Raw genomic sequence first — 23883 nt, forward strand, 5'->3', positions numbered from 1 at the left:
ATTAACTCAAGTTAACAATTTTTTTATTATTTTACTGTAATTGATTTCAATAAAATAAACCCCAGCATTTTGCTAAGGTTTGAAAATATTTTATTTATTTCCTACAAAATAATTTTAACTTTTTAAATTAAACAAAGGTTAACGAGAAACAAAAAATTTGCTTTTTTTTCATGAACTTTCATACCTATTTGAGACTTTATAGTAAAAATTAAAGAAGATTCTAATATTACACCATCGGATGTTGACCAGTAATCTATTATGCTTAATGGGATTTTAAAAACTCTATCTTTAGAATTTATTTCAAACTCTTCACCGTCATGAAAATAAAAAAGTTTTGTCGCTATTCCCTTTCTATAATATCCGTCATTAACTTTTTTTATAGGTTTTGCATAAATTTCTATATATGACTCTTCTTCTATAACTATACTTGCGTTATTCTCAAATCCAAATAAAGCCATGGAATCTTGCATAAAAGACTGTTCTCCAATTTCATCAATTTTTTTTATATTAAAATTTATTTCATAGACTCCATTTCCAAGTAAGGAAGAAATATCTTTAATTTTTTTCCTCTCCTTTATAGTTTTTGATAGGCTTAAAAGTTTATATTTTTTATCAATTGCTTCTTTAAAATTTTCAAATCTTTTTGACAATATTTCAATACTTAAATCTTCTGCTACTTTAGAGTCTAGATCTAAAAATTTTTCAACTATAAATAAATTTTTTTGAAGATTTTCATTGTAATAATCGGCAAGATCTTTACCTATTTTAGTTAATTCATATTCTTTATTTTCTTTGTATAAAACACCTATAATAATCATTCTATCTAATATTTTTTTAGAGTTCACACGAGAGCAATTAAAAAAAATGCTGGCCTCAGTTATAGTCTTAGACCCTTTATAATTTCTTATAAAAAGAAGATAATCTATTTGTATCTTTGTTATATTTAAATCTATCATTATATCTATGACTCCATTTCTCTTTTAACTTCAACTATTTTATTACAAATTCTAAGAGAACTATCTCTGTGAGATGAAATTATTATAGTCTTATCCCCTCTTTCATTATAAAGTGATTTTAAAATTATTCCTTCATTTAATGCATCTATGTTAGCTGTAGGTTCATCTAATAAATAAAGATTTGATTCTCTTAAAAAGATTCTGGCAAGCGAAAGTCTCTGTGCTTGTCCCGTTGAAATTTCATTATTTTCTTTTACAATCTCTGTATCAAATCCATTTTCTAAAGTCATAATAAAATCATAAATATTTGCTTTCTTACAAGCCTTTATCAACTCTTCTTCAGTAACATCTTTTTTTGCTATTTTTAAATTATCCCTTATACTTCCTTTAAACAAATAAGTTTCTTGGCTTAAATAAGAAATATTTTCTCTTAAATTTTTAGTCTTTATATCTTTTACATCTATTTCATTAAAATTAATTTTACCCTCATCTACATCAAAAAACCTCATAATTAATTTTATTAATGTGGATTTTCCACAGCCACTTTTTCCTTTTAAACCTATTATTTGATTTAACTCTACTTTTAAATCAAAATCTTCAATTAATTTTGTGTCATCATAAGAAAATTTTATATTTTCCAAAGAAAGGTTGTCATAAATTATATTTTCGCCTTCCACATTTTCCTTTGTAATTGGCTCTTCTTCTAACAAATCTATAACTCTTTTTCCAGAAGCAAAAGTTAAAACTAAATTATTTGCAAGAGAAGAAAGTGCACTTGTCGGTCCAAAAGATGATATAAATAAAACTGTTGAAAATAAAATACCAAGAATATCTATATTAGAATTTCTATAAAGATATGCTCCTGTTAATATAAATATAAAATCTCCAAATATTATAAAGAAAGAGGACAATGCAAAATTATTCGATGATTTTTCTGATAATTTTTTCGTACACTTATTTAATAGAAAGGACGCTTCTTCTATCTCTTTATATCTATTATCAAAATAGGAAAAGTTAATTATTTCTTTTATTCCCTTAAATGTTTCTAGTATTAAGGAATTCAATGAAGAATATGCTTTTCTCTGTTTCATTCCTATTTTTCCAGCTGACTTTTCTGTAAATATTGGAATGTAAATTGCCAAAATCAAGTGGAAAACTAAAAGTATTAAGCTATATATGGGACTAAATCTCCAGAGCAATATAAATAAAAACAATGTGTGAATTAAAGCTATGCAAACTGGAGAAATAGTATGCGCATAAAATACCTCAAGTAATTCTATATCTGAAGTAATTATTGAAATTAATTCACCCTTATTCTTGCAATCCATTTTTGCAGGTCCTAATTTTCTTAATTTTTTAAAAACTTTATCTCTAATTTCAGCTAAAATTTTAAAAGCGATATAGTGATTTAAAAGCTGTTCAAAATATCTAAACAAAACTCTAAAAATTGCAAGAGAAAAGAGAATATAGACAACTGATTTTAAATTTAACTTTATATTTAAAATTATTTTACAAAGATAATATATTCCAAGAGAAGGCAACAAAGTGGCAAAAATATGTCCAACTGCTCCAAATAATATAGCAAAGATCATTTGAAACTTTAAATTCCTTACAAGTTTAAGCAATTTTTTTATAAGGTTCTTATACTCAATTATTACACTCATTTAAACCCCACATTTCTAAATCTTTTTGATGGTTATAAATTTTTGAAAATTTTTCTTTTTTAAGAATGCTTTCAAAAGTTCCTTCTTCTGCTACATTTTTATTTTCTATATAGTATATATAATCTGCATTTACAACTGTGTTTAACCTATGCGTTATAATTATAATTGTCATTTTTTCTTTTAATTCTTGAATTAGTCCTAAAATTAATTCTTCTGACTCCTTGTCAATATTTGATATAGACTCATCAAGTATTAAAATCTTAGGTTTTCTCAATATAACTCTTGCTATTTGAAGTCTTTGTTTTTGGCCTCCAGATAAATTATTTCCAGAACTTTCTACTTTCGAATCAAGACCGTCTTTATTTGCAAAATAATTGTATAATCCAACTTTTTTAAGTGCATCAATTAACATTTCGTCATTTGCATTTTTATTTGCACACTTCAAATTATATTTTAGACTTTCATTAAAAAAATAAGGTGTATTGTCCACTAACATTATATTTTCATTTAGAGAGTCTTTAGAAACTTCAATTAATTTATTGTAATAGATTTTTCCATTATAATCTTTTAAAAATCCAGCAATCAATTTTGCTATCGTTGATTTTCCGCAACCACTTTTGCCAACAATTGCCGTTATATTTCCATACTTAAATTCCATATTTAGATTTATTAATATTTCTTTATCACCATAAGAAAAATTAAGATCTTTAATATTAATATCAATATTCTCATCTTCTATAATCTTTTTAAAATCTTTAGAATCTTTTATTTCCAATATATCAAATAAAGAATTAGCTGAAGATATTCCATTCATTGCAACATGAAATAAGGAACCTAATTTCCTAAGCGGTAAGAAAAATTCCTGACTCAAAAGAACAAAAGAAAAAGCTGAAAATATATTTAAATCTCCCTTTGAAAAATAAAATATAGATAACGTTATTCCCAAAGCTGATCCTAGATAAGAGATTAAGTCTAAAACTGTAATATTATTTAACTGAACTGATAATAACTTCATAGTTTTAACTCTAAAATCTTCTGCCTTTTCATTTAACAATTTATTGTATTCTTCATCTGCACTAAATACCTCTAGAGTCGTAATTCCATACAAAAAATCGATAAATACATCAGATAAATTTGTATAAGATTTCCAATAGGTTTTTACAACTTTTTTAGCAATTTTTTGAACAAGTATTATTGCAATAGGTATTAGAGGAATTAACAAAAGCATAATTAAAGCTATTTTAAAATTTAAATACGATAGTATTAAAAACAATATCAATGGAGCAATTAATGCAAATAAAAGTTGAGGTAAAAGTTCTGAATAAAATAAATTTAGCTGCTCTATTCCTTCTACTCCCAAATTTATAACCTCAGATATTGTAACCTTACTTGAATATTCCATTTTAAAAGAAAATACTTTCTTTAAGAGTTTCTCTCTCAAATTATTTTTAACTCTATAAGAAACCTTATAAGAAATCTTGGAATAATACTTTGTTAAAATAATATTAATTGCCATTATAAAAAACATTGCCATTACAAACTTTGAAATTTCAAGATTTATTTTATATAAATTTTCCAAAAATTTCCCAATTATAAATATCATGGCAATTTGTGTTAAAAGTTGAAATATCTTGATAACTAAAAGCTTTAAAATTAAAACTTTTTCATCTTTTATTTCATTAAATAATTTTCTGTTAAACATATTTACTCCTCTATTGTCTTTATTTTGAAAATAAAGTATAAATAATGAAAAACAAGTACACAGATTAAACAAATTCTAGCATGTAAATTATTTACTATGTAAAAAGAAATGCTTATAAGGATTGTAACTATCGAAAGAATTTTAACTTTTTTACTCTTTGTAATCCCTCTTTTGCTTTTTATAGGCTCTATATTCTCTTTATATAATTTTGTAGATATAAAATAATTATTGAATTTTTCAGATCCCTTTGCAAAACAATATGATGCAACAAGTAAAAATGGAGTTGTAGGCAATAATGGCAAATAAATACCAACTATCCCTAATCCCAAAAAAATAAATCCAAATATCAAAAATAATATTTTCATTAAAACCTCCTTGATTTTTGAATGTACTAATTTTTTCAAATTAGATACTATCAAAAATATTTCCGTAAGTAAAGTTAAATGATATCAAATATCATTTTTTTGAATTTATTTTTTATTCAAAATATACTTTCAATTATTGTTTTTACAAGAAGTACAGATGCGTTAACTGAGGTTAATTTTTTTAATAGAAACAAAAAAATAGTATGCTAGGATTTAATTTCCTAACATACTAACTAACTTTAAATATTAAATTTTTTCAATTTTTATCTTTATATCATGACCATTTAAATTTTCAACTTCTGCATCATTTTCTTCATTTTTAATTTCAAGAGCAAGAGTTTCTGATTTTATAAATTCTTCATCTGTTGCGATTGCCCTTTCTACTTCTTCATCTGATTTGTAAACTATTTTTATATTGTCCAATATATCTAGGTCTTTTTTCTTTCTAAGTTGTTGAATCTTTGACACAAATTCTCTCACATAGCCTTCTTCCAAAAGTTCTTCTGTAAGTTCTGTATCTAAGATTACAAAAAGATTATTTTCCATTATAACATCGAAGCCCTCTTTTGCACTAATTTTTACTTCAACATAATCTTTTTTTATTTCTGTTTTTTCTCCATCAATTTCGAGATTTACATCTCCCTCATTTAACCTTGCAAGAAAATCTTTTGCATCTATTTTGCTCAATACTTTTCCAAAACTTTTGACTTTTGATCCCAAAATTTTACCACAAACTTTGAAATTTGGTTTTAATTCAAATTCCATATATTCAGAAAGATTTTCTTCAAACTGTACTTCTTTTACATTTAATTCCTCTTTAATAAGCTCTGTCAAATCTCCAATTATTTCTTGGTATTTTCCATCGATTATAACTTTTGAAAGTGGCTGTCTAACTTTAATCTTAGCTTCTTCTCTTGACGCTCTTCCCAAGGTTACAAGATCTCTTACAAGGTCCATTTTTTCTTCAATTTTATCATTAATCATATTTTCATCGTAATTTGGATAATCTACTAAGTGCACTGATTCTTCATCAGATAGTGACTTAAATAGTTCTTCTGAAATAAATGGAACAATTGGTGCAATTAATTTTGTTACGCCAAGCAACACTTCATAAGTTGTTTTATAGACTGTAATCTTTGTATTATCTTTATCCGTTTTCCAAAATCTTCTTCTATTTCTTCTAATATACCAATTTGAAACATCTTCTATTACAAATTCTTGAATTTCTCTTACAACTTTTGTAAGTTCAAATTCATCCATGTCTTGTCTGACATTTTTTACAAGTCTATTGTATTTAGAAAGAAGCCATTTATCTATTTCTTCTAAATCATCATAACTAACTTTAGTTTCTCTTGGATCTATATTATCTGTATTTGCATAAAGACTAAAGAAATTGTAAGTGTTTCTTAGTGATCTAAAAAATTTTGATTCAATTTCACGAAGTCCATCTTCATCAAACTTTGTAGGAGTCCATGGTGGTGACACATAAAGTAAATACCATCTCACAACATCGGCCCCATATTTGTCAAATAGTTCAAATGGAGCGACAGTGTTTCCTCTTGACTTTGACATTTTCTTTCCATCTTTATCAAGGATTAAATCATTTACGAGTACATTTTTATACGGACTTTTGCCAGTCATATAAGTTGAAATTGCAATAAGTGAGTAAAACCATCCTCTAGTTTGATCAATCCCTTCAGAAATAAAATCTGCTGGGAATAATTCATTAAAATTATCTTTATTTTCAAATGGATAATGCCATTGTGCAAAAGGCATTGATCCAGAATCAAACCAAACATCGACTACATCAGGCTCTCTAGTCATTTCGCCACCACATTTTGGGCATCTAAGCTTAATGTCATCTACATATGGTCTATGGAGTTCAACATCTTCTGGCACATCTGTCGTTGCCTTTTCTCTTAAATCAGCAATTGAACCTACTGATTCAATATGACCACATTCACATCTATAAAGTGGAAGTGGTGTTCCCCAATATCTAGATCTAGAAATTGCCCAGTCATTTAAATTTTCAAGCCAATTCCCAAATCTCTTTTCTCCAACAAAATCTGGGAACCAATTTACGCCATTATTATTTTCAATTAATTTATCCTTAAATTTTGTAACCTCAATATACCATGATGGATGAGCATAATAAATTAGCGGAGTGTGACATCTCCAGCAGTGAGGATAATTGTGTGAAACTTTTTGCTTTGAAAATAATAAATCATTGTCTATTAAATAATGAAGCACATCATGATCAGCATCAATTACAAATTGATCTTTCCAAGGTGTGTCTGTAAATTTCCCCTCTTCATCAACTGGTTTTAACATTGGAAGATCATAACCTCTTGCAGTTTGATAGTCATCTTCACCAAATGCAGGTGCAATATGAACAATCCCTGTACCATCTTCAGTTGTAACATAGTCAGCACAGATTACATAAAAGGCCTTTTTATCTGGATTTAAAAATGTCAAAAGTTGTTCATATTCTAAATACTCTAAATCTTTTCCAAGAAAGGTTTCAACAACTTCATAATCTTCATCTTTTAAAACTTGTTTTGTTAATGATTTCGCAAGATAATAATAATTTCCGTCTGAATATTTTACTTTTACATATTCTACCTTTGGATTTACTGCAAGGGCAACATTTGATGGAAGTGTCCAAGGCGTAGTTGTCCAAGCCAAGAAATATTCATTCTCCTTGTCCTTTAGTTTAAATTTACAAGTTGCAGTAGTTGTCTTTATTTCTTCATAACCTTGTGCAACTTCGTGAGATGCAAGACCAGTTCCACATCTTGGGCAATAAGGTACAATTTTGTGACCTTCATAAATCAATCCGTCTTTGTACATTTTATCTAAAATATCCCAAACTGATTCAATATAATTATTTTCAAGTGTAATGTATGGATGATCTAAATCAATTAAATATCCCATTCTTCTTGTAAGAGTTCTCCACTCTTTTTCATATTCAAATACAGACTCTTTACATTTTTTATTAAAATCTTCTACACCATAAGATTCAATATCTTGCTTGTTGTGAAGTCCAAGTTTTTTTTCAACTTCAATTTCAACTGGAAGACCATGTGTATCCCACCCTGCTTTTCTATTTACTTTATAGCCAAGCATTGTATGATACCTACAAGTCAAATCCTTTAATGTTCTTGCCATTACATGGTGAATGCCTGGTTTTCCATTTGCAGTTGGAGGTCCTTCATAAAAAATATAATTTTCTCCATCTTTTCTCGTTTCAACGGATTTGTGGAGAAGATCAATTTCATCCCAAAATTGAGAGATCTTTTCTTCTCTTACGCTAACCTTATCCCTTGATAATTCTTTAAATTTCTCCATTTAAAACTCCTCATTCTCCCTAATTTATTTATAAAAAAATCCCCTCTCAAAAAAGAGAAGGGACGAACTAACCGCGGTACCACCCTAATTATAGGTAACTATCACTTAAAATTTTAACGCATAAACGCAAAGGCTTTTGACCTTTGAGCTCCGAGGTGATCTGTAAATCATAAAAACACAGTTTCACACCAACCAACTGCTCTCTTAGTTTTTTTTAATTTACCGTCCTCATCAAAGCTTATATAAAATTGTCTATCGTTTGATTTTTAAACATCTTTATTATATCAGATTGCATTAATGCCAAAGATTTATGAAATTTACAATGCCTAAAGTCTTCAGAATTTTTATTGCAATATCCATCACTCTGTAAACACCTATTAATTTCAATAGGTCCATCGACTGCTGTAAGTATATCATACAAAGTAATTTCTTCTTTTGGTTTTTTTAAAAAATATCCACCCTTTGAGCCTCTTTTTGCATCAGTTATTTCTGCTAAATTTAATTTCCTAAGTATTCTTAATGTAAATCTCTTTGTGACACCTTCCATTTCTGCAATTTCAGGTGCACCTATTACTTGTCCTTCATGTTTAGCAAGATAGCCTACAATTCTAAAGGCATAATCTGTTTCCTGTGTTATTCTCATATCATCACCTATTTTGTATATTATACCATCTTTATTTACTTTTTGAAATAATCATCTTGTTTTTTTCTAATTTTTACAATTTCCGAATCTTGATTTAAATATAAATCATCATATGTCAAAATACTTCCTTTAGAAATATCTTTTTGTGCATAAGCTCCATCAGTAATAATTCCAATTGGAACGTGATTTCCACAAACTTTCTCCTCTACTTTTTCAAGTGTTCCAAAAATCATCTCTCCTCCAATAGAATCGAATTTTTCACCTTTTTTTATATCTCTTTTTGCAACAGCAACAGTTTCTGCACAAGGTTCTCCAACTGGTGCAATTGAAGAATCTCTAAGTACCACAGCCTTTATTATTGAAATCATAGTTTCAATACTTGTCAAATGATAAGGTCTGTAAATTGCATAATTTGGTCCCTCACCCATGGATAGATATTTCATTTCGGAATCAATTATATCAGATTTAGATTTAACTATTGCAAAAACTCCTGGTGCAATTCCTGTGGCAAAATCTACGACTCCATAAGAATTTAAAATACCGCCATCTTTTTTTAATTTAAAATCATCTGCAATTTTCTTTGGAACTGTATCTACAAAGTGACAACCTCTAACATCTGGCACAAACCCAATTGCGTTACAAACAGAGTTAAGTTCAATCATAGTATTTGTACCATCCACAAAAGAAGTGAGCATTCTAGGATTAATTCCTCTTTTTATTGCTTCTTCTTTTAAATCTTCTGGCTTTGCATAATTATCTAGTTTATTATTTTTCCCTTTCCCAAGAACTAAAACTTCAAAACCACAATTTTTTGCAAATTCATAAATTTCAACAATTGCTCCTGGTTCATCTCCCTTAGTTCCAGAATAAACAACTCCCTTTTTATCCGCAAGAACTTTTAGATAAGGCCCAACTGTCGCATCCATTTCAACATTTAAACTTACTATATCAACATTATTTTCTATTGCAAGTAGAGATAATTTTGTTCCTGTTTCTGTATCTCCTGTACAATCAACTAAACAATCCACAAGAGTTGCTGCAATTTTATTATTTGTAGTTGCAATATATTTTTTATCTTTTAAAAGTTTCTTTGCTTTTTCTAAATCGTCAGTGAATGCAAAATCTTTATCATTAATATTTGACGAATTAATAGCTTTTTTTAAAGTTTCTTTATTTCTTGAAGAAAAGACTATGGGATAAAAATTCTCATTTTGGCTTAAAAGCGTAAAGAGCGAGGCACCCATAATACCAGAGCCCACAATTCCAACAGAAATATTACCATATTCCCTTAATTTATTCTGTAAATAAAACATTATTCCTCCAATATTTATGTCACAATTTATAATTTATAAATTTTATTTGCAAAACTATTTTAATCTCAACTTATCTATATTGCAAATTATTTTTGTTAGAAAGTATTTTTCCAAGTCTATACCCACAAGCTATGGCAAAGTGAAGATTGTATCCTCCACAATCGCCATCAATATCTAAGGCTTCTCCAATAACATATAAACCATTAATTTTTTTAACTGAATAATCAAAACTATTTATTTGAGATAATTCCACTCCACCTCTTGTAACCTGTGAATTTTTAAATCCATTTGTTCCAGTAACTTTAAATCTTGATTTTAATAACAAATCCACAATTTTTTCAAACTCTAAAATAGAAATCATATTCATAGCAATCTTTTTATCTAAGTCCAGTGAATCAATTATATAGTGAACAAATTTTTTATCCACTATTCCAATCAAAAACTCTTCCAAAGAAAAATCCGGGAACATATAGTATCTAGAATATAGCATCTCTTTAGTATTTTCATCTACATTGTTAATTATTGGAACTTCAATAAAATTATTTTCAGTAACATTCACAGACAAATCTAAAATAGGCGGACCACTTATTCCATAATTAGTAAAAAGAATTTCTCCACTTCTTTCGTCAATCTTTTTATCTTCTTTATAAAACTTTACATTTCCAATAACCTTAGTTCCACTCAAATGTTTTAAGTATTTTGAATCTAGTTTTATTTGTGTGAGAGCTGGTTTTAAATCTGTAATTTTAACACCAAGATTTTCTAAAATTTTAAAGCTCTTTCCATCGGAACCACTAGAAGGCATTGACTTTGCCCCTGCTGAGAAAATTACTATATCTGCTTTTATGCTTTCTTTATTTGTTAGAACTGTAAAGGTATTTTTATTTTTTTCAACCAATTTTACTTCTGTATTAGTTCTTATATCAATTTCTTTTTTGGAAAGCCAATACATTAATACGGATAAAACTGTATTTGCCTTTAATGTCTTCGGATAAACTCTCTTCCCATCTGTTGTAGATTCAAGCCCTAAAACTTTAAAATAATTAATTAAATCTTCGTTTGAAAAATCTTTCAAAGTATCCTTTACAAAATTAGTATTATTATAATTTTTTCGAGACAACTCTAAATTTGTGTAATTACATCTACCATTACCTGTTGCTAACAATTTTTTCCCTATTCTATCATTTTTTTCAATTAAAATTACATTATTAAATTTATTTTTTGCATTTATAGCAGTAACCATTCCCGCTGGTCCTGCTCCTATTATAACTATATCCATAATATCACTATTAAATTATAGCCTAACTTAATATAAATTTACAAGATTTTAAGAAAACTATGGTATAATATCATGGAATTTGGAGGAATCATGAAAAATAAAACTTATATAACAGGACATAAAAATCCTGATACTGATAGTATTTGTTCTGCCATAGCCCTCGCAGAACTTAAAAATAAAATGGGTGAAGATTCAGAAGCTATAAGGCTTGGGAATTTAAATAGAGAAACAGAATTTGTCTTAAATTACTTCAAAGTAAATAAACCAAGACTTAAAACTTCTATAAAACCTCAAATAAGAGATATTGACTACGATGCAGCTTATTGTGTTAATCCAAACCTTTCTATGGCTTCTGCTATGGATTTAATTCAAAAAAATAATATCAATTCCCTTCCCGTTGTTGATGACGATGACAATCTAATTGGAATTGTCAGCTTATCTAATATTGCCTCATCTTATATGGAAATATGGGACGACTCTATTATTGGAAGAAGCAATACAAGTTTTGAAAATATCTTAGATGTTTTAAGGGGAAAGATTTTATATTTACCAGAAGTTCCTAGAAAATTTTCTGGTAAAATGGCAGTAAAGGCAATAAAAAATCAAGATTTAATTAAAGAAGGAGATATTGTAATTGTTGGCGACGATGTAAATGATCAAGAATCTGTCATAAAAAAGAAAGTTTCTCTTTTAATTTTAACTATTTCTAGTAAACTAGATGATAATTTAATAGAACTTGCAAAAGAAAATAATGTAGCGGTAATTTCTACTGGACTTTCAACTTTTATGGTTGCGAGGATTTTGCCTCAGGCTGTTCCCATTGGATATGTAATGACAAAAGATAATCTTGTTGTATTTCACAAAGATGATTTAATTGACGATGTTAGAGAAATAATGGCACAATCAAGATTTAGATCGTATCCAGTATTAGACAATAAAAATAAGGTTATTGGAAATATTTCAAGATATCATTTAATTTCAAACTTGAAGAAAAAAATAACTTTAGTAGATCACAACGAAAAAAATCAATCTATCGAAGACCTGGATTCTGCAGAAATTGTGCAAATTGTTGATCACCACAGAGTCGCCAACATTTCTACTACTTCTCCAATTTATTTTAGAAATGAACCTGTGGGCTCAACAGCCACTATTATTTCAAAAATGTTTTTTGAAAATGGAATCAAACCTTCAAGACAAATTGCAGGTTTACTTTGTGCAGCAATTATATCTGACACGCTTTTGTTTAGATCTCCAACTTCAACTGAAACTGACAAGTATGTATTAAATAAAATGAAAAAAATTGCAGCTATTGATGTAGATAGTTTTGCAATGGAAATGTTTAAAGCTGGAACAAGCTTGGAGGGGCAAAAGCCTGAAGAACTTTTAAAAAGCGATGTTAAAAACTTTTTTATCGAAGGCGTTAATGTAAGAGTTTGCCAAATATTTACTATGGATTTAGAAAGCACATCCACTGTGGAAAAAGATTTAAAAGATACTATGGAAAATTTCTTAGAAAATTCTGATACTGAAACTTTTGTGCTTATGATTACAGACATTTTTAAAGAAGTTTCAGAAGTTATTATAGTTGGAAATTTTAAAGATGCAATTGCAAAAAAATTTGAAAGTGAAATTTATAATGATAAATTTATATCAGAAGGGCTTTTATCAAGGAAAAAACAACTTATCCCTAAAATTAGTTCAGCTATTTCAGAAGAGTTATCTTAACTTTAAAATTAAAAGGAACTATCATTTTTTATTTGATAAGCTCCTTTTAATTTTAAAAATTTTTAATTATCTCTACTGCAGTCACAATTGTGAGTATGATTATGATGCTCTTGATTATTTTCTCCTTCACTCTCATCCATATACACATTTAAATCTTTTATTCCATAAATACTTTCAAGTTCTTCAGAAAATTTCACAACAGATTTTGCATCAAAACCATAAATATAAACTTCGCTCCCATAGTTTAATATCTCTAATTTTAAAATTCCATCATCGTATAAATTTATTCCCATAAAATTTAGTGCAGAATCACCAATTAAATTATCTAAAATCACTTTTTTAAATTCATCATCTACTATTCCTTGAAAAATAAGCTCATACCCATTTTCATTGGTATAAACTGCAAATTCTTCAACTATTTTCTTTGAATTTATATCTTCTTTTAAACTTTTTATTTGGTAAGAATCACATCTATTTAAAAAGATTTTTAGAATATCATAAATTGGTTTTAAATCAACATCTTCATCTATAAAAACATCTTTTTCAAAATTTATATAATACAACTCATCACCTCTAATTATTTTGTCAAAAAATAAAAATCAATATAGGAATTTTCCAAATTTTCTTCATCAGCAAAATAAATATTTGTAAAAATTATTTTATAACTATCTTCTACTATTGATAAATCCTCAGGACTAATGGACTCCTTAGTTTTTCTAAGTGTCTTAACTTTTTCCTTAAGTTCAGATAAATTAATTGAAAGTTCTAAATTATATTCTTCATCTTCTTTTTTATAAATTTTAATCTTATTTTTTGTCTTTTCAAATTTATAATTTCCAGATGTAACAATATCATCTAAAGAATAAACATAAATTAAATTGCTATAACCACTTATATTTACATCAAAGTTAAGATCATTTCCATTTGATATACTATCGCTATAACTATAACCTATATAAGTATTGTCATCAATTCTATTGCTAAATCCAAATAATTTAGTAAAACTATCTTCATTTAATTTAAAGTCTTTTGGCACGTAGCTTAATTTATCCACTCTGTCTTTTTTCACCATATAATTTACTATGTCAATTATCTGATTTTTGTCATCGACTTTAATATTTAAATTTGGCTTTATCTCTTCTCCCACTATCATATTATTTTTATTTAAAAGTTTTTCAAACCTAGAACTTTGTGATTTTATACTTAATTTCGTAGCTGGTGCAGGTCCAACTCCTGATAATAAAATAATAATCGACAAAAAAATTGGAACACTTATATTTGAATTATTTCTATAAAAGATAAAATAAATTAAAGAAATAATAACCCAAACTCCAGCAGCCATTACAAGAAATCTATTTTCTGTCAATCCATATTCTTTTATCCTCAAAAATATCGCAAAAAACATCATTCCCAAAAGTGGAAATAAAGTTATTGGAAAAATTCTTTTAAACTTATTTATAAATTCAATAGAATTTATTCTCGATAAAAAGAATAAATATAATACAGAAAATATAGAAAACCATAATACTAAATTTACAATTAAATTGTTAGGTATTTGCCATAATACTAATATCTTTATAAAATAAGCAAGAAGTATTGCAGTATAAATGATTACAATAGGCGTTATAATGTAGACAAGTAAAATCTTGAAAGCCTTTGGATATTTATAATCTATAAAAGAATCTCTTGCTTTAGGAAAGTCAGAAAAAAAAGTAACTACATTAAATAAAACAAAAGAAAAAATTGCAATTCTAATATAAATACTAGATCCAAAGTCAATTTTAAATAAACTACTTAGTGCAAATATTATTCCACTTAATCCAACAAATACAATAAAACTATATATAATTGAAATTATAAATGCTCTAAAAATTTTTGCAACATATACTACATAGTCCTTATGATAATTAAATTTGCCAATAAAAGAAGAGCCTACAACTAAAAAAGCTAATAAAGTAAAAAATATAAATTTATCATCATAGAACTTTAATGCTCCAGTTTTTTCATAAACAACTTCGTAAATTCCATATAAAATTGGCAAAGTTATTATATAAGATAATACTTTTATTAAATTATTACTTTTCAAATTTTTTAGATCATAATAATTATTAAGCCCTTCGTTAAAAAGACTAATAAAAGAAAAAAGAAATATTCCAAATGCAAAGACAATACCGTAACTTAAAATCTTTATATTTGTCGCTTCTGCCTTTTCAAAAGTCCAAAAAATTAAAAAAAATGTGGCAAGTATTGCACTTATAATTGTTAAAGGAAATCTTCTAAAGGTATTTTTTATACTGTTAAAATTAATTAAACTGTAATTAAAAATTCTCATAAATCCTCCTCATCTTAATAATATAATAAATGCCACATTTTTTAAAGTAACTCATTTAAATCTTTATCTTTGTTTCCACTTTGACATATTTTTTTACTTTTTATAAACAACTTTTCCATCTGATATTGTGTACAAAATTTCTCCTCTTAAAACTTTGTCTTTAAATGGTGAATTTGAAGATTTGGATTTAAACTTATTTATCTTATACTCACTTTCTAAATCAATTATCGCAATATCACAATTTTTACCCAAAGCAATTTCTCCTCCATCTAATCCGTAAATTTTTGCAGGATTTGTACTCATTAATTCAATTAATTTCATAAGACTTATATTTTCTTTTAAAACTAAATTTTCATAACAAATCGAAAAAGATGTTTCAAGCCCAATGATGCCTGATGGTGCTTTTGTGATAGGTAGTAATTTTTCTTCAACACTGTGAGGAGCGTGATCAGTTGCAATTATTTCTATTGTTCCTTCTTTTATTCCTTCTATAATTCTAAGTCTATCATTTTCACTTCTAAGAGGAGGATTCATCTTTGCAAGAGCCTTATATTCTAACAAAGCTTTATCATTTAATGATAAGTGATGAGGCGTAACTTCTGCAAAAACATTTGCTCCCATTTTTTTTGCAAGCTTCACAAGTTCTACTCCCACACCAGTTGAAATGTGTTGAATTGAAATTTTTGCTCCAGAATAAATTGCCATTGCAATATCTCTTGCTATAAAAGAAGTTTCTGCAACACTTGGAGAACCATAGATATTTAATTTTTCTGAAATTTCGGAATGATTTATACCATTTTCAGAAATTAAATTTGGGTCTTCTTCGTGAAAAGAAATTATTGCATCAAGTTTTTTTGCTCTTTCCATTGCTTCTAAAATTAATTTTGAATTTCTATTTGGAATTCCATCATCAGTAAAAGCAACAGCTCCAGCTTTATAATTTTTTTCCATATCTACTATTTCTAAATCTCCAAAATTTTTTGTAAGAGCTGAAACAGTAAAAACTTTAAGTGGAAGATCTTTTGCTCTTTTATAATGATCATCTATCTTTTCTTTGGAATCAATTTTTGGAATTGTATTTGCCATTTGAACAACTGTGGTAAATCCTCCTGCAACAGCTGCCTTTGAACCAGTCTTTAAATTTTCTTTATATGTAGCTCCTGGATCTCTAAAATGAACATGAACATCAACTAATCCTGGAACTACAACTTTACCTGTTGCATCTATAACCTTTTCATCTGAATCTTTATCTACAAAAATATCTTTTTCTATTGCAACAATTTTTTCTTTTGCAACTTTTATATCCAAAATATCGTCTGTCTTTGAGATAGGATCTATGACTCTTCCATTTTTTATAATCATAATTACTCCTTAGAATTTTAAAAAAGACGAGGAATATCCCCGTCTTTAAATTTTATAAAATTATTCTTCTTCTAGTTCTTCTTCGTCTTCATCGAAAATTTCTAAATCATCAAAATCAAAATCATCATCATAAAGATCAAATTCAACATCATCATTGTCATAAACATAATCTTCTAAATCTGAAAGATCTTCTTCAATAATATCGACATAATCCTCAATTTCTTCACGTGATTCTCTCATTTCATCAATGACATCACTTAAAATATCAACAAGTTCTGATATAATTTTCCCTTCATTAGTACTTGTGTCCAAATCATATCCATCACAAAGACCTTGTAAATAAGAAATTCTCTTTAGTAAATATTCCATATTTCCTCCATATTAAACTCTAGACATATATTCTCCATCTCTTGTGTCAATTCTTATAACGTCTGATGTATTTATGAAAAGTGGTACATTAAGAGTGTAACCTGTTTCTACTGTTGCTGGTTTAGTTCCACCGCTTGATGTATCCCCCTTAACACCTGGTTCTGTTTCTGTTACTTCAAGTTCAACAAAGTTTGGAGGTGTCACTCTAAATGCCTTTCCTTTATAAAAGTTAATTGTTGCCATATCATTTTCTTTTATAAAGTTTAACGCATCTTCAACCATATCTTTTTCTAGTGGAATTTGTTCATAACTTTCTTGATCCATGAAATAATATAATTCTCCATCTGAATATAAATATTGCATTTCTTTATTTTCAATTACTACTTTTTCAAATTTTTCTGACGGATTAAAAGTTGTATCTTTTATTCCACCAGTAAGTACTGATTTAATTTTACTTCTTACAAAAGCTGCTCCTTTTCCAGGTTTAACATGTTGAAAATCTATTACTTCCCAAACATCTCCATCCCATTCAAATGTAAGTCCCTTTCTTAAATCTCCTGCTGTTATCATATTTTCCTCCATTTTTAAGTATTGTATTTTAATTATTATAGTTAAGTGAAATTGGCTGAAATTTTATAAAATCAGGCAATACATATCCATACTTTTCTAAGACATAATTATTATATTTAGTATCTATGCCAGAATTCCTATCGTATAAATCTATTAAATATCCATCTAACTTGCAATGATTTGAAATTTCCGCATTTTCATTTAAGACAATTATACCAGATAATTGATTATCATTAAACAATACTTTGTCATTTATTATTAAAATTTGATTTTGACACTCTGATTCCATCTTTAAAGTCCCACTATTTTGAATAATCACATCAATTTTATCGACTTTATAGAGAATATTTCTTCTTACTACAAAATCTTTCAACTCATCATCATATTCTCTTATTTCTTCAAATATAAAATAATTTCCATTTTTCGTGCCAAAAATATAATCACCATCTAATTCAATCACTTTATTATTCTTAGTCCAATCATTATTTTTAAATGAATTTCTTATTTTTTCTAAATCCTCCTTATTCACCTTTCCTGAGTTTAATACTCCATCTTTTTCTTTATAAATTTTATTTATGTAATTCCCTCGAATTTTCGCATCTGTTGATATTTTTTTATATTTTATTTTCGCATTTAACTCTACAATATCATTTATATCGCTATCTTTATTTAATTTCACTTTCCTTAAAAATAATTTTATGATTTCTGTATCTAAAGGTTTTATTTCACAACTCAAATTTTTATATGTATCTTCAGAAAAAATAAAATCTCTCAGTTCTTTTTCAAAACTATCTTCAGAAATTTTTATATTTAAAACAGATTCTGCTGCATAATTTGCCTTAATTCTATCTACCCTATTTAAATTAATGTAAGAAGAATTAGAAATATAAGAATATATAAAATAAAAAAATAAAGAAAGAAGTCCCACTAAAATAATTGTAAAAATATAAATATAACCTCTTTGTTTAAACTTCATAATTCTTTTATCCTTTTCGCGACTTTCATTGTAAGTTCTTCTTTTTCTTTAAACTTTAACTTAACTATAAAGCAGTTTTTATCATCTTTTATTGAAAAATCATCTACTAAATTTGTCAATGAATTTTTTCCTTCACTTTTAAGACTAGAAAATCTTTTTAATTTCGTCACTAAAGAAGAATTTCTATAAACTTGCTTCTGTTCTAAATTAAACCATATGTAGTTAAATTTATTTCCCTCTGTTTGTATAAAATAAATATCATTATTTCCCCTAGTATAATATTCACTTTTCTCTATTTCATTTTTTATGTATTCTAGAGTATAAGAAATATCTGAATTTATATTTTCATTTAAATAAGTTTTATTTAAAGCTTTTTGTGAAATTCCCAATATAGATGTAAAGACCATTGATATAATTAAAATTATAGCAACAGATATAACAAGTTCAATAAGAGTATAGCCCTTTTTGCGATAAGTACACTTCAAACTCAATTTCTTCATCCGAATCACGCCTTTTACCAGAAACCACTATATGATTTAAATTTCCAACTTTATTATTATCTACATTTATAATAAAATCACTATTTCCATCTCTAGTAACATGAAAATCTAAATCTTTACTATCACTATTATTATAAGCTTCTCCAATTATATCTTCCATCTTCGAAAAAACTTCATTTACAAGCATTTCTCTTTCTTTTAGATAATTTTGATTTTCCAAAAGACTTATTATATTTGGCAAAATAATAGATGCAATAATTCCAATGAGTGCTATTGAAAATAGTACTTCAATCATTAAATGTCCACGATTTTTATTTTTCAACTTCATAAAAATTCACCTTGCCAGTAACTGGTTCAATTGTTATTTTATAGAAATACCTACTTTCAATAGAAAACTCAATTGTACCAGAAGAATTAATATTATTTAAAAAAGAAGGTTTGCCACTTTTTGTAAATCTTATATTTTCCAAATTTGTAGACTCAACTTTAACTAGATTATTGAATTTTACCTCTTTACTTTTTTGTCCAAAATTTGTAGAATATCCATCTTTTCTAATTTTTATACTTGTTTCACAATTATTTATCTGAGCATAATGTTTTAGAAATTTCATATCTAAAGCCATCTCTTTGAGTTGATTTTTAGATTCAATTCTATCACGAATATTTAAATTTAAACCACTTATAGAAAGTAAAATCATTATAATCCCTATAACTAAAATCATCTCTATAAGAGTGAAAGCTTTATACTTCTTCATAATATTCAACTTCTTTTGCAAAAAAGAATAAATCTTCGCCTTCTTTTGGAATTAAATAAAAATAACTTATGTCCTCCTCAAAAATATTTACCTTAAACCAATCTGAATTTATAATTTGCCCATTATACGGAATCTTTTCTCCTAATATATTTATAACTCCAAATTCTTTACAAGAATCATAAGGAAAAAATAAATACATGGACATTCCATTGCAGTGCCTATTAACTCCAAGTTTTATTAAATCCTTAACACAATCTTTTTTTACATACACAGATAAAATTTCAGAATTTTCATAATAATTTAATAAAATATCTTCATCACTAACAATAAATTTATCATTTTCTAATTTATTTTCTACACTATCTTCTATGCTCTTATCTAAAAAATCATTCCCTAAAGTAAAAACTTCTTCTTTAATTTTATTTTCACTCACAATATTTTTTTCAATCTTATCTATATTTTTACTTTTAATATTATTATCTTTAATAGAATACTTTTTATTTCCCTCAGAACCTTTTATAGACTCATCTTTTTTATCACTATTTTTAAATTTTACTATTTCATTATCATTTTTTGATTTTTCAATTTCTTTATTTTCTAAAGAAGATTCTAGAACATCATTGTTTTCTTTTTGACTATCTTCTCCAAAATAAGCACTCTTAAGATCTGAATAATAAATGGTTTTTGAAGGCTTTTTGGCCTTAAAAACATATGTAAAATTATCTTCGTCACTTCTATTTAAATCAATATTTGAAAATCCATAGTATTTTGTAAAATCCTTTATATTATCAAAATTAGCCGCATCTATTTGTCCTGAAATAGACAAAACTTCAACATCAGTATGACTTTCTTTTGAAAAATTATCTTCCGTTAAATTTTTTTCTCTTAATATTTTACTTACACTTTCACTAGAAAAATCTCCAAATCCATTATATTTGTAGTCTAAATTTTCTCGATATATACTAGAATTTAGCTCTTTTTCAGAAAGTTCTTCTCTTTCTTTTCGAATTAATAAATTATAAAAAAGAAATTCTATTAAAAGTAAAGTTAAAATAATTAATAATATTTTTTCCCTCTTAGATAAATTTCTATATCCAATTTTTTTACTTAAAATATCAAATATATCCATTTAAATTTTCCTCTAAATATTTTGCAAATTTTTTATGCAGTGTTCTATTAGGGTGAATCCCATCAATTAAGTCATCTTCTATATTAAATTTTTTGGCATAATCATAAAAGGAAATAACTTTAAAATCTTCTGACTTTTCTTTTAAAGACCTATCATAATCTTCAATTTTTTCATTTAAAGATTTAAAATTAATAAAATATTCATAAGACTCGTCTAAATTTTTTGAAGAAGTTAAATAAGGCGAAACAATATAAATTTCACCACCTAAATATTTTAATTTTTTAACAATTTTTTCTATATTTTCTAAAACATGGTCTAGAGAATCACCATTTAAAAAATCATTTAACCCAATATTAACTATATATTTATCATAACTTATCAAACTATTTATAGAACAAAGAAGTTCCCCAGAAGTGAGCCCATTTACACTAAAATTATCTATATCATAACCTTTTCCCACTAAATAATAAATCATGGATTTTCCACCAACTAAAAATCCTTCAAATATAGAATCCCCTAAGGCACAAATTTTCATAAAACCTCCCTAAAATTTCTACAAAAGATTTTCTTCCAAAAAACTAAAATATTTATTATCTCCAATTATTATATGGTCTAAAATTTCTATATCTATAATTTTAGAAGCTTCAACTAAATTATTAGTAAGATTAATATCTTCCTTAGAAGGCCTTGGATCACCTGTTGGATGATTATGTAATAAAATAATACTATGAGCATTATCGCTTATTGCACTTTTAAAAACTTCTCTAGGATGAACAAGAGTCATATTTATTGTTCCTTTAGAAATTTCTCTTACATAATTTATTTCTTTTCTTGTATTAATTGTCATAATTCTAAAGTGTTCTTCTTCCAAAGAACTCATTTCACTTAATACATAATTTGCAGCAATAGAAGGCGATGTTATTCTTATTTTTGAATTATAACTACTATTTGCAAGTCTTACACCAAGTTCAACTGCGGCAATTATCATTGCAGCTTTTGCCTCTCCAATGCCTTCTACCTTCATAAGATTTGCAAAATTTGCATTTTTTAAACTATTTAAACCGTTTTCATCACTTTCTGATTTAATACTTCTCAAAATATTTTTAGCAGTATCAATTGCAGAGTCTCCTTTTTTTGTTCCAGTTCTTATAATTAAAGCAAGAAGTTCAGCGTTAGAAAGATAATTTGCTCCAAACTTCATTAATTTTTCTTGAGGTCTCTCATCTTCTGGCATTTCTTTAATAGTGTATCTTACTACTTCTTCTTTCATAACATCACCACAAACAAAAATCAAATAATTTAATCAAATCTCTATTTATCTTTCCAATAGGAAGACCCACTATATTAAAATAATCTCCATCTATTTTCTCAACTAGTAGAGATCCCTTCCCTTGTATTCCATAAGCTCCTGCTTTATCTTTATACTCTTCAGTGTCTAAGTATTTTTCAATTTCATCATCACTTAAATCATAAAATTTTACAAAAGACTTATCATAACTAACGTACTTAATATTTTTAGAAATTTTAAATATGGAATAACCTGTATAGACGCTGTGTATTCTTCCACTTAACATTTTTATCATACTTTTTGCATCTTCCCTACTTTCAGGCTTCCCAAAAAGTTTGCCATCTAATTCAACTAAAGTATCCGCAGAAATTACAATATTGTCCTCATAGTCTTTTGCAACTTCTATCCCCTTCTCAAAAGCAAGAGACATCACAGTTGTCTCAGGTTTAAAAAAATTATCCTTATTTTCTAAGATTTCCTTTGTTACAATTTTAAAATCTATAAAATTTTCTAAAATTTCTCTTCTTCTTGGAGAATTTGAAGCTAAAATAACTTTTTCCATATAAACCTCTTTATTTTAATATATTTGTATTATCCACGATATAAATAGAAGCCAGTCCAACAAAATATCCAGTAAAAATTCCTAAAATAACAAGCAAAGGTAAATAAGCTAAAATAGTAGTAGTTTTCATAATAAAACACGCAACTAAAACTTGACCTAAATTGTGAAAAAAAGATCCAATTTCGCTTATTCCAATTAAAGAAAGGTACTTCCTCAAAAATTTATGTGCAAGTATCATAGAAATAGAACTTAAAATTGCACCACCTATTGAAAAAAAGAAACTAGATACGGCACCTGTAACAATTCCTAAAATAATAGTTTTAAAAATTGAAACAAAAAAACCTTCCTTATATCCTATGGCCACAATAGTTACAAGAACTACAATATTTGATAGACCAAGTCTCGCTCCTGGGATAGCAACAGGAATTGGTATTACACTTTCAAAAAGTCCAAGAACAATGCCAATAGCAGATAACAATGACAAATAAATAAGTTTTCTATTTTTTTTCATTTTAAAACCATATCCAAACCATCATTATTCTCTTCAGACACAATTTTTACAATTAAACGATTTGGAAGACATACAATAGAATCGCCAACAGTTTTTATTTTTCCCATTTTTACACAAATTTGATATTTACAATCAGAACTGTGCATATGAACTTCACCATTTTCTATATGAATTTTATTTTTTCCATAAATCGTATTTACATCTATATCTTCTTTTATACTATCATCTAGATAAATTTCTTTAAAAGTTTTCCCATCTACTGTTATAACAACTTTTTTTATATTTCCTTCTTTTTCGAAATTTGTTTTATTTGTAAAAAAATAAATAAAAAAAGATGCTATTACAATTAAAAAAATTACTAATATATCTGCTTTTTTTAATTTTCCCATAATTTTATTATAGCACAACTTTATAATATGTAGTAATTATAAATAAATAATTAGCCTAGTTTAAATAAATTTAATTTTATAAAAATATTAAATTTGTAAATTTCCAATAAAAAACTACCTGACATTATTAGTCAGATAGTTCTAT

24 protein-coding genes and 1 other annotated feature are annotated in these 23883 nt (G+C 26.6%); of the genes, 1 reads left to right on the forward strand and 23 read right to left on the reverse strand.

Translation table 11 applies throughout. The features are described from left to right. Positions 1-122 precede the first annotated feature (122 nt). The 8 genes from RH95_RS06600 to RH95_RS06635 form a co-directional block, all read right to left on the reverse strand. The gene (locus RH95_RS06600; protein ID WP_235777715.1) at positions 123-845 is read right to left on the reverse strand and encodes a hypothetical protein; all 723 of its coding nucleotides are present in this window, start codon (positions 843-845) and stop codon (positions 123-125) included. Positions 846-961: 116 nt separating this feature from the next. After that, positions 962-2620, reverse strand: coding sequence for an ABC transporter ATP-binding protein (locus RH95_RS06605; protein WP_010246920.1), 1659 nt, complete (start codon positions 2618-2620; stop codon positions 962-964). Next, on the reverse strand, positions 2604-4322 hold the full coding sequence (locus tag RH95_RS06610; protein ID WP_010246921.1) for an ABC transporter ATP-binding protein/permease: 1719 nt from the start codon (positions 4320-4322) through the stop codon (positions 2604-2606). The genes RH95_RS06605 and RH95_RS06610 overlap by 17 nt, the downstream gene beginning before the upstream one ends. 2 nt (positions 4323-4324) lie before the next feature. Continuing rightward, positions 4325-4687, reverse strand: a complete 363-nt coding sequence (locus tag RH95_RS06615) for a YbaN family protein (protein WP_010246923.1) — start codon at positions 4685-4687, stop codon at positions 4325-4327. 246 nt (positions 4688-4933) lie between these two features. Further along, positions 4934-8035, reverse strand: coding sequence for an isoleucine--tRNA ligase (gene ileS / locus RH95_RS06620; protein ID WP_010246925.1), 3102 nt, complete (start codon positions 8033-8035; stop codon positions 4934-4936). A gap of 55 nt (positions 8036-8090) precedes the next feature. Next, positions 8091-8279: a binding site (T-box leader), on the reverse strand. Continuing rightward, positions 8274-8678: an RrF2 family transcriptional regulator gene (locus tag RH95_RS06625; protein ID WP_010246927.1), complete on the reverse strand. Its 405-nt coding sequence runs from the start codon at positions 8676-8678 to the stop codon at positions 8274-8276. (Overlaps the previous feature by 6 nt.) A 35-nt stretch (positions 8679-8713) precedes the next feature. Further along, positions 8714-9991 carry an NAD(P)H-dependent oxidoreductase gene (locus tag RH95_RS06630; RefSeq protein WP_010246929.1) on the reverse strand — a complete coding sequence of 426 codons (1278 nt, stop codon included), beginning with the start codon at positions 9989-9991 and terminating at the stop codon, positions 8714-8716. A gap of 70 nt (positions 9992-10061) precedes the next feature. Further along, positions 10062-11270 (reverse strand): aminoacetone oxidase family FAD-binding enzyme, encoded by a 1209-nt coding sequence (locus RH95_RS06635; RefSeq protein ID WP_010246932.1) that lies wholly within the window; start codon positions 11268-11270, stop codon positions 10062-10064. A 90-nt stretch (positions 11271-11360) separates the two neighbouring features. On the opposite strand from RH95_RS06635, the gene RH95_RS06640 reads away from it, so the two are divergent. Continuing rightward, positions 11361-12995, forward strand: coding sequence for a putative manganese-dependent inorganic diphosphatase (locus RH95_RS06640; protein ID WP_010246934.1), 1635 nt, complete (start codon positions 11361-11363; stop codon positions 12993-12995). Between the two features lie 62 nt (positions 12996-13057). Here the strand turns inward: RH95_RS06640 and RH95_RS06645 are convergent, their stop codons facing one another. From RH95_RS06645 to RH95_RS06715, 15 genes are all read right to left on the reverse strand, one after another. After that, entirely contained in the window at positions 13058-13558 is a 501-nt protein-coding gene (locus tag RH95_RS06645; protein WP_010246936.1) for a hypothetical protein, read from the reverse strand. A 14-nt stretch (positions 13559-13572) separates the two neighbouring features. Beyond that, on the reverse strand, positions 13573-15327 hold the full coding sequence (locus tag RH95_RS06650) for a DUF4153 domain-containing protein (RefSeq protein ID WP_010246938.1): 1755 nt from the start codon (positions 15325-15327) through the stop codon (positions 13573-13575). Positions 15328-15420: 93 nt separating this feature from the next. Continuing rightward, complete coding sequence (locus tag RH95_RS06655; RefSeq protein ID WP_010246940.1) at positions 15421-16689, reverse strand: dihydroorotase; 1269 nt, start codon at positions 16687-16689, stop codon at positions 15421-15423. A 60-nt stretch (positions 16690-16749) separates the two neighbouring features. Beyond that, the gene (locus RH95_RS06660) at positions 16750-17058 is read right to left on the reverse strand and encodes a CD1247 N-terminal domain-containing protein (RefSeq protein ID WP_010246942.1); all 309 of its coding nucleotides are present in this window, start codon (positions 17056-17058) and stop codon (positions 16750-16752) included. Positions 17059-17070: 12 nt separating this feature from the next. After that, positions 17071-17628 carry an elongation factor P gene (gene efp / locus RH95_RS06665; protein WP_010246944.1) on the reverse strand — a complete coding sequence of 186 codons (558 nt, stop codon included), beginning with the start codon at positions 17626-17628 and terminating at the stop codon, positions 17071-17073. Between the two features lie 28 nt (positions 17629-17656). Further along, the gene (locus RH95_RS06670) at positions 17657-18604 is read right to left on the reverse strand and encodes a hypothetical protein (RefSeq protein ID WP_010246945.1); all 948 of its coding nucleotides are present in this window, start codon (positions 18602-18604) and stop codon (positions 17657-17659) included. Further along, complete coding sequence (locus tag RH95_RS06675; RefSeq protein WP_036743197.1) at positions 18601-19104, reverse strand: PilW family protein; 504 nt, start codon at positions 19102-19104, stop codon at positions 18601-18603. The genes RH95_RS06670 and RH95_RS06675 overlap by 4 nt, the downstream gene beginning before the upstream one ends. Further along, complete coding sequence (locus tag RH95_RS06680) at positions 19049-19432, reverse strand: type II secretion system protein (RefSeq protein WP_010246947.1); 384 nt, start codon at positions 19430-19432, stop codon at positions 19049-19051. Before RH95_RS06680 ends, RH95_RS06675 begins: the two co-directional genes overlap by 56 nt. Further along, positions 19416-19859, reverse strand: a complete 444-nt coding sequence (locus RH95_RS06685; protein WP_010246948.1) for a type II secretion system protein — start codon at positions 19857-19859, stop codon at positions 19416-19418. Before RH95_RS06685 ends, RH95_RS06680 begins: the two co-directional genes overlap by 17 nt. Further along, the gene (locus RH95_RS06690; RefSeq protein ID WP_010246949.1) at positions 19846-20988 is read right to left on the reverse strand and encodes a hypothetical protein; all 1143 of its coding nucleotides are present in this window, start codon (positions 20986-20988) and stop codon (positions 19846-19848) included. The genes RH95_RS06685 and RH95_RS06690 overlap by 14 nt, the downstream gene beginning before the upstream one ends. Then, positions 20975-21523 (reverse strand): SGNH/GDSL hydrolase family protein, encoded by a 549-nt coding sequence (locus RH95_RS06695; RefSeq protein WP_010246950.1) that lies wholly within the window; start codon positions 21521-21523, stop codon positions 20975-20977. The genes RH95_RS06690 and RH95_RS06695 overlap by 14 nt, the downstream gene beginning before the upstream one ends. An 18-nt stretch (positions 21524-21541) precedes the next feature. Further along, complete coding sequence (gene radC / locus RH95_RS06700) at positions 21542-22258, reverse strand: RadC family protein (protein ID WP_010246951.1); 717 nt, start codon at positions 22256-22258, stop codon at positions 21542-21544. A 4-nt stretch (positions 22259-22262) separates the two neighbouring features. Further along, positions 22263-22838, reverse strand: a complete 576-nt coding sequence (locus RH95_RS06705) for a Maf family protein (protein WP_010246952.1) — start codon at positions 22836-22838, stop codon at positions 22263-22265. Positions 22839-22848: 10 nt separating this feature from the next. Then, positions 22849-23349 (reverse strand): Gx transporter family protein, encoded by a 501-nt coding sequence (locus tag RH95_RS06710; RefSeq protein ID WP_010246954.1) that lies wholly within the window; start codon positions 23347-23349, stop codon positions 22849-22851. Next, positions 23346-23738: a NusG domain II-containing protein gene (locus RH95_RS06715; RefSeq protein WP_010246956.1), complete on the reverse strand. Its 393-nt coding sequence runs from the start codon at positions 23736-23738 to the stop codon at positions 23346-23348. The genes RH95_RS06710 and RH95_RS06715 overlap by 4 nt, the downstream gene beginning before the upstream one ends. Positions 23739-23883: the final 145 nt, after the last annotated feature.

Origin of the sequence: Peptoniphilus rhinitidis 1-13, assembly GCF_000246925.1 — a bacterium.
Classification (GTDB): domain Bacteria; phylum Bacillota; class Clostridia; order Tissierellales; family Peptoniphilaceae; genus Peptoniphilus_A; species Peptoniphilus_A lacydonensis.